6 protein-coding genes are annotated in these 6,666 nt (G+C 54.1%); 1 reads left to right on the top strand and 5 read right to left on the bottom strand.

The genetic code is table 11. The features are described 5' to 3' along the window. Positions 1-1,282: 1,282 nt before the first annotated feature. The 3 genes from VNM72_06610 to VNM72_06600 all read right to left on the bottom strand — a co-directional run bounded on the left by VNM72_06610 (position 1,283) and on the right by VNM72_06600 (position 4,496). Positions 1,283-2,827, bottom strand: coding sequence for a hypothetical protein (locus tag VNM72_06610; GenBank protein ID HXF05072.1), 1,545 nt, complete (start codon positions 2,825-2,827; stop codon positions 1,283-1,285). A gap of 932 nt (positions 2,828-3,759) precedes the next feature. After that, positions 3,760-4,047, bottom strand: coding sequence for a hypothetical protein (locus VNM72_06605; protein ID HXF05071.1), 288 nt, complete (start codon positions 4,045-4,047; stop codon positions 3,760-3,762). Next, complete coding sequence (locus tag VNM72_06600; GenBank protein ID HXF05070.1) at positions 4,044-4,496, bottom strand: helix-turn-helix transcriptional regulator; 453 nt, start codon at positions 4,494-4,496, stop codon at positions 4,044-4,046. Before VNM72_06600 ends, VNM72_06605 begins: the two co-directional genes overlap by 4 nt. A gap of 721 nt (positions 4,497-5,217) precedes the next feature. Here VNM72_06600 and VNM72_06595 point away from each other — a divergent pair. Beyond that, complete coding sequence (locus tag VNM72_06595) at positions 5,218-5,826, top strand: Uma2 family endonuclease (protein ID HXF05069.1); 609 nt, start codon at positions 5,218-5,220, stop codon at positions 5,824-5,826. A 17-nt stretch (positions 5,827-5,843) separates the two neighbouring features. Here the strand turns inward: VNM72_06595 and VNM72_06590 are convergent, their stop codons facing one another. After that, complete coding sequence (locus VNM72_06590) at positions 5,844-6,185, bottom strand: STAS domain-containing protein (GenBank protein ID HXF05068.1); 342 nt, start codon at positions 6,183-6,185, stop codon at positions 5,844-5,846. Then, positions 6,172-6,624 carry an ATP-binding protein gene (locus tag VNM72_06585; protein ID HXF05067.1) on the bottom strand — a complete coding sequence of 151 codons (453 nt, stop codon included), beginning with the start codon at positions 6,622-6,624 and terminating at the stop codon, positions 6,172-6,174. The genes VNM72_06590 and VNM72_06585 overlap by 14 nt, the downstream gene beginning before the upstream one ends. Between the last annotated feature and the right edge of the window lie 42 nt (positions 6,625-6,666).

Raw genomic sequence — 6,666 nt, 5'->3', positions numbered from 1 at the left:
CTTCAGGCTGAGAGGTTGTCGGGTTGTACCGCATGTAGACGATCTCCATGGAGTGCCCGGGGGCTGCCTCGGCAATCTGCCGGAGATCTTCCATGGAGTTGACCTGTCGTCCGTTGATGCTCTTGATGAGTCTCCGGGCCGCAGCCCCGCCTGTTCCGCCGGCGATCCCGGTTCCACCTGATGGACCAGGAAAACCATATTCCCAACGATCCCAACCGTCGCCTGCGGAGTCCGAATCTGTTCTTCGGCTGAGATCACAAGACTGTGACGGGGGGCTCCGAGCACAACTCCGAGCCCGACAAACGACAAAGCAATGAATATCTTTTTGGCCCGCATAACGCCCTCCAACGAATTGAAACCGTTTTAATCAGATGCGGTAGCACTGCTCACGCCCACACGGCAGATGGCAACCACATCGGGTCGGGACGCACCCATGAGAAGGCCATGGGACGCCCACACATCCGACGCCAGAATCACAGTAATGGTTCCAAAAGATTGGCCCCGTCGCGCAGCAGAACGGATTACACTCGCATCCTTGCTCCGGCTGTGGAGCGAGTGCGCTCAGCGAAAGATAGAAAGATTGTACCGTGCACCCACCGTTCTTGTCCCACTTGAGCTGTCCGAGAGGTTGATTTAGAGGGTAGATTGTCGTTGGGTCTTTAAGAGTTACTCTTTCCTGCGGGGTCTGAGAAAGCCCTGATCTCCCAACCCCGCTCATGAAAATGCTGAGCGTGAGGATCCAAAGGCAAGCGCAACGCATTTTGGCCTCCCGTTTTTGAACGATCTGTCGCGGCCATTATATACAACCACTCTTTTGCTGTCTCGTCATTTTGTCCGATTTTTGCGGCAAATTGTCTCATTTTTCCGTCATTTTCTCGCATGGGGTCGCCGGCGCCCTCCTTTCTCCGTCGGTCCCGGGTTAACGTGCAGCTTCCTCCGAAAAGAGCCACGGGTGGCATAGCCCCCACTGAATGTTTCAATTTCGGGGACAATGACTGTAATTTGTGGCTTCTTTTCTCCTCTCCCGAAAAAAGCCTGCCGGCCACGCCGACGAACGGGAACGCTGCCAACGGATGAAAGGTTCCAGCGGATACTCCATCGGCTGGCGCTTTCTCACCCCGATGGGGAATGGAGTTTTCGTGGTTTCTGGACGACGTCACCGCGTGGTGACCAACTTCCTCCTCAGGAAGAAGTCACCTCTTGTCATCGCAAAGGCGAAGTGGACTTCTTTCATGTCTGAGTCGGATCATCCGTCTGACCGGGGGTCAGGAGTCCGTCATTCTTATTGCCTCTCCGGAATGAGTTCCTCTAAATGGGCATAGAGAACGAGCACACTGTTTCCTGAATCGCGGAGTAGCTTCAGCACCTTGACGCGCTCGGTGTCCTGACGGGACCGGGCCCACCGAATAAGATCATGGACATGCTGAAACCACTCGATCCGACTCTCTCGGTATGTCGGAGAATCGCTCAAAAAAGCCACAAAGCTACTGAGTATCCCCTCACGCATGGAATCGTCCGCCGGCAGAAGCTCCAACAATCTGGTCAACAAAACGCACTTCTGGTGGAAGTAATCGGCTTCGGACTTTTCTTCTCTCGCGCTCCATGCTTCCAGATCGTTCATCAGCTCGATGAGGCCCCGCTGCCAATCGGGTTCTTTCTTTTCACCGAGGGTGTACTCTCGCGCCTTCGGATTAAACCGCAGCTTCTGCAATCTCGTGAGAAGGTCTTTTGCTTTGGATGACCGCCAGTAGGGCTCTATTTTGGCAGAGCCCCCAATTTTGGACGGCTTTATCTCATCCGGCGAAATCAACCACATCTTCTTTTGTCCGGGGAATGCCTTCCCCATCAGAGCAGTATTGAAGTATTCAACGACCGCCGGTAGCGCCGTTTCCGAGCGCATTTCCATCTTTGTATCAGCACACCGGCTGCTGCTAAGCTGATTGACAAGATAAGTGCGGAACGCTTCGAGTAACTCGTCATTGGAAATACCTTTCTCCTTGCACGTGAGCGCAAGCTGATCAACAATCTGGACCACAGGATACCTCGCCAGTGAGTAGGAAAAAGACCGATCGTCAGGGGGAAGTTTCTTCAAGGCCATACTCAACGTTTGGACCAGCAGGTTCAGTTGAGAAGGTGGTAGGTCCACAGCGAGGATCGCCTCGGCCACTGGTCCGACTTCAACGGGCGACGTTATTCCTCTCACGTAGGGCTCCAAAAGCTCGGCCACACGGCCCTCGGCTATGTCCTTTTGGCTGAAGCCTTCTTTCAGAACCTGGTGGAGAGTAGCATAAAAAGAAGAGAGGTCATAGACAAGGGCATCCTCGCACGTGAGAGGCTTAGGCGAGGGCTTGGGAATCTGACTGAAGAGTGTACGGGCCATCTGCTTATCCACCGAGAGCAAAGCTCTTACTGCACGACAGCGGAGCGAGAGAGCATCAAGCTGGTGTCTGAAGGCGTTGGCAAGGTAGCCCGACCGCGTATCAACGACACCGCCCGACGCGGCGGATCGCGCCATCTCATGTTGAGCGCCTGACGCGACATGAAAAGCTTCTTCCAGGAGTTCACGCTTCTGATCCTGATCTGTGATCTTTGTTGACTGAGCGATACGAATGAGGGCGTCTGCTGCAAACTCGGGTGGGGCTGCGCGCGCCTCCTCAATTACGCCCTGAATATCAACCGCTACCTGGGGCTGCGGATCGCCAACAACAGAGTGAGCAGGCTTGCCCTGCGACGCCCGTTGCTTTTGCCTCTCCACCAGCCTGGGGTCTCGACCAACGGTCACCCAGAGGATTCCAACAAAAATCAGAACAAGGACCATCCGTAGCATAGATGTAAGCCTCCCTCATTAGCAACTATCGTTGAAAGATCGCAGACGCGGTCCATTCCTTCAGCGATTCACTTACCTGCTAGTCCCTGAGATAATCGCCATGTTGTCCACAGACAAGCAGCCGTGAGCCTTTGCGCCGAAGTGCGTAAACTTATTCTCCTCGAGGCACAATTACCGCAAAAGGGTTGCTCCTTGAGCAATCCCTGGCAGACGAACTTTCAAGTAATTCTCTATTTCCCGCTTAAGTTCTCCCTCATACGCGCCATCCCAGATTCTTAGCACTTGTCCTTCAGGCGACACAACTATTGTTTGAGGTGTTGTCCCAAGTCTGTACGTCAGTGCCGTATCGGCAGAAACCTCGTAGACGGGAAAATTAAGGGAGTGTTGGAGCACGTACTCTCGGAGGTTGGCAGGCGACAACGATAAAGCAATGAGGCGGAACTTGTCAGCTTGATCTGCCAAGGCTTTTATGTTTGCCGTGTTCTTTGTGCACCAACCACAGAGTGGCGAAAAAATATACAGTACTGTGGGAAGGTCGCTTTGGTCATAGCTGATCGTTACAAGATGTCCACTCACGTTCCTGGCCGTAACTGGCGGGAGGGCTGCTCCAGCGGCGAGTCGAGCCTCCGACCTCATGAGCCGCAGAACGTTATTGACTCGCTGAAGTTTTGCCCCGGTCAAAAAGTTAAGCGTTGCAGAGCAAATCAACAAGAACCCAAAAATCATAAGAACACTTCGGCTGTGTCCTCCAACCACACTTCCCCTTCCCTTACGCCTGTCGAGCGACGATTCCATCACCCGATTTTTCCTCTCAGGGAATGATAGTATTATCCTGGCAAATATGTGGCCTGCCCTGCATGCACTCTGGATATATCGTCACGCAGGTGCAGCCTATAGGACAATCAACTTGGTATTGGCAGCAGATTCTACGATCACCACAGTAACCCTCCTGGCACGTTGCGAAAACTCGATCTATTGCCAGTTGCTGTGCGGAATAGGCTATCGCTATCAATGAAAAAGCGCATACAAGCAACAGTTTTCCCTTTAATGCTGCTCGAATTATTGAGTTTCGCATAAAGAATGGAATTTTTTCTCTCATTTTGGCCTCCCGTTTTTGAACGATCTTTCGCGGCCATTATATACAACCACTCTTTTGCTGTCTCGTCATTTTGTCTCATTTTTGCGGCAAATTGTCTCATTTTTCCGTCATTTTGTCTCATGGGGGCCGCCGGCGCCCTTCTGGCTCCGCGGGCACGGGCTCAGACAGCACGTTCTTCCGATAGGCTTTGGGCGTGCAGCCGACCCATCGCTTGAACGCTCGCTCAAAGGAACGCAAATCGGCAAACCCAACAGCCCAGCAGACCTCGGTCACATTGAAGCGCCGTCTCGAAAGCAGGGACTTGGCCTTTTCCACTCGCAGCGCCATCAGCACCTGCAGGGGGCTTAAGCCTATCTCCTGGCGGAAGAGCCGATAGAGCTGAGATCGGCTCACCAATGCCTGGGAGGCCACGTCTTGCATCGTGACGGCCTGGTGAAAATGATCGGCCAGGAAGCCGAGTGCCTTGGCCACAGGTCTCGAATACGAATTCAATATCTCGGCCTCACCTTCGAGCAACGCACGAATCAACTTCGCCAGAGGCTCATCCATCACTGCACGCCTTGCCATCATGTCTCTCCCCCCTCTCAGAGGACATGGCTTGTCAGCCTCATCACGCTCATCGGCGGCTTGATTCTCATTGGTTTCAGTGCAGCATCGGTGCTCCTTGAGGGACTCACCTCACCCTGCGCCTTCGGTCATAAGAGTGAACATTCCCGATCTCTTGGGTCGCTCCCCGACCGTCTGAAAAAGATCCAGCCGATTCTCACCTAGATCACGCGGATGATGAGGGCGTCCAATCCCCCTTCGGCGCTGCTGGCGGAAAGAAGTCTCTCGTTCCTTCTAGAACACGTCCCCAACGCAGTGATCACATGCACTGGCCTCCGAGATGTCCTTATCCTCAGCCTCTTTCTGAGGGAGGATTTCGTTCGCTGGAGGGGAGATTTTACTTCTGCCCTTGGGCTAAAAACAAGATAAGTTTGATCTCGTTCTGATTTGGTCAGACTCCCGTGGCTGGTGGATCTATCGGCCGGATCGTCATCTCGGTAACTTTCTCTCTGCCCTCTTTCGATACACTCTCCGGGCGAGCAGGATCACATTAACTTTCGAAGTGTTGTCAACCCCTCGGTCCTGCGCTTCAGTCGTCCCGAATGGGGCGTTGCTGTCGTCGCACCAGGAGGGGAGCTCGGTCTAACGATTTCTTACTGCCTCTCTGGCTCGGAGGTGCGTTGTTCCCTTCGTTTGACCGTGCTATGATTTGAATCTAATTGCATCTCATGGGGGAGACACAGTTATGGCCTCGGAGGACGTTCTCAAGGAAATTCAACCTCGACTGGTCACCGAGATTGCTCAATTGTGGCCCCTGCAGAGAGAGTGGACTGAAGCCGACTATTTTAGTTTGCCGGATACCAACCGACTTATCGAACTCTCCGATGGAGAGCTTATTATGCCTCCCCACCCAACCGAAACCCATCAGCGCGTTGTTGGCCGATTGTACAGATTGTTGGTTTCCTTCGTCGAGACTCATAATCTCGGCATTGTTCGATTCGCACCTCTGCCGGTGCGGCTCTGGCAAGACAAAATCCGCGAGCCGGACATTCTTTTTGTCTCTCACGCCCATGCTGACCGTATCAGCGAGCAGGTCTTTGGTCCCCCGGACTTGGTAGCAGAGGTAATCTCGCCGGGCACACGCCGCATTGACCGGGACGACAAATTTGTGGAATATGCCCGCGCCGGCATCAGCGAGTACTGGTTGGTAGATCCAGAGGTTGAGACCATCGAAGTCTACACCCTTCAAGAGGGCGCCTACACCCTGCTGGTCAAAGCCGGTCCGGGCGAGAAAGCCCGGTCTCACCTGCTGGGGGGATTCGAAGTAGTGGTGGATGAAGTCTTTGCCCGCTAGGGCGATCGGGTTCTTTTTCAGGAAAAACTTCCCACAGCGCGGAATTCATCATCGAAGACCTCGAAGATGGTGAGAAGTTTCGTGATTCTCAGGACATCTTCGATGGAGGGGGGAAGGTTAAGGAGTTTCAGTTTGCCCTCACGATTACTGAGCGTTGTATAAGCACTGATAAGCTCGCCGATGCCCGAGCTGTCTATATGAGTGACGTTGGCGAAATTCAGGATGATTTTCCGTCGGTCCCGGTCGGTGAGGGAACGGAGGGCATCGCGGAAGGGGAGCGTTCCCTCGGCGATGGTCAGCCGGCCGGACAGGTCGAGGATCGTCACGTCACCGATGTCGCGCTGGCTAATGGTGAACATTCTTCGGTTCCGCCTGCCTCATCTTCTTCTTGGTTAATCGCACGACCGTGCCGCCGCCCGGTCGCGGGGAATACTCGACTTCGTCCATAAACGCCTTCATATAAAAGATGCCGCGACCGCTCGGCTTGAGAATGTTTTCCGGATCGAGGGGGTTAGGAGCAGTCGTCGGATCGAAGCCTTCACCTCGATCGCTGACCCGAACCGAGAGGCTGTCGTGGTTGATCATGTACTGGATGTCCACGCATTTGGATCGGTCTTCCTTATTTCCGTGGCGGATGGCGTTGATGACGGCCTCGCGGATGGCCATGCTGATCCACATCGCCGCATCATCGTCGAATCCCACCTGATGAGCAAGGATGGCTGTGACCTGCTCGGCGACTTCGACGTAACTGAGGTCACTGGCGATGGTCAGCCCGACCACACATCGTTGGCGTCGCATTATTGGCCCACTCGACTCGGCGGAGTTAGAGGCAGGGGCGTG

The organism is Blastocatellia bacterium, assembly GCA_035573895.1.
GTDB lineage: Bacteria > Acidobacteriota > Blastocatellia > HR10 > HR10 > DATLZR01.
Note: the sequence above shows the minus strand (reverse complement) of the source record. Positions and strands in the feature narration are given on the sequence as shown.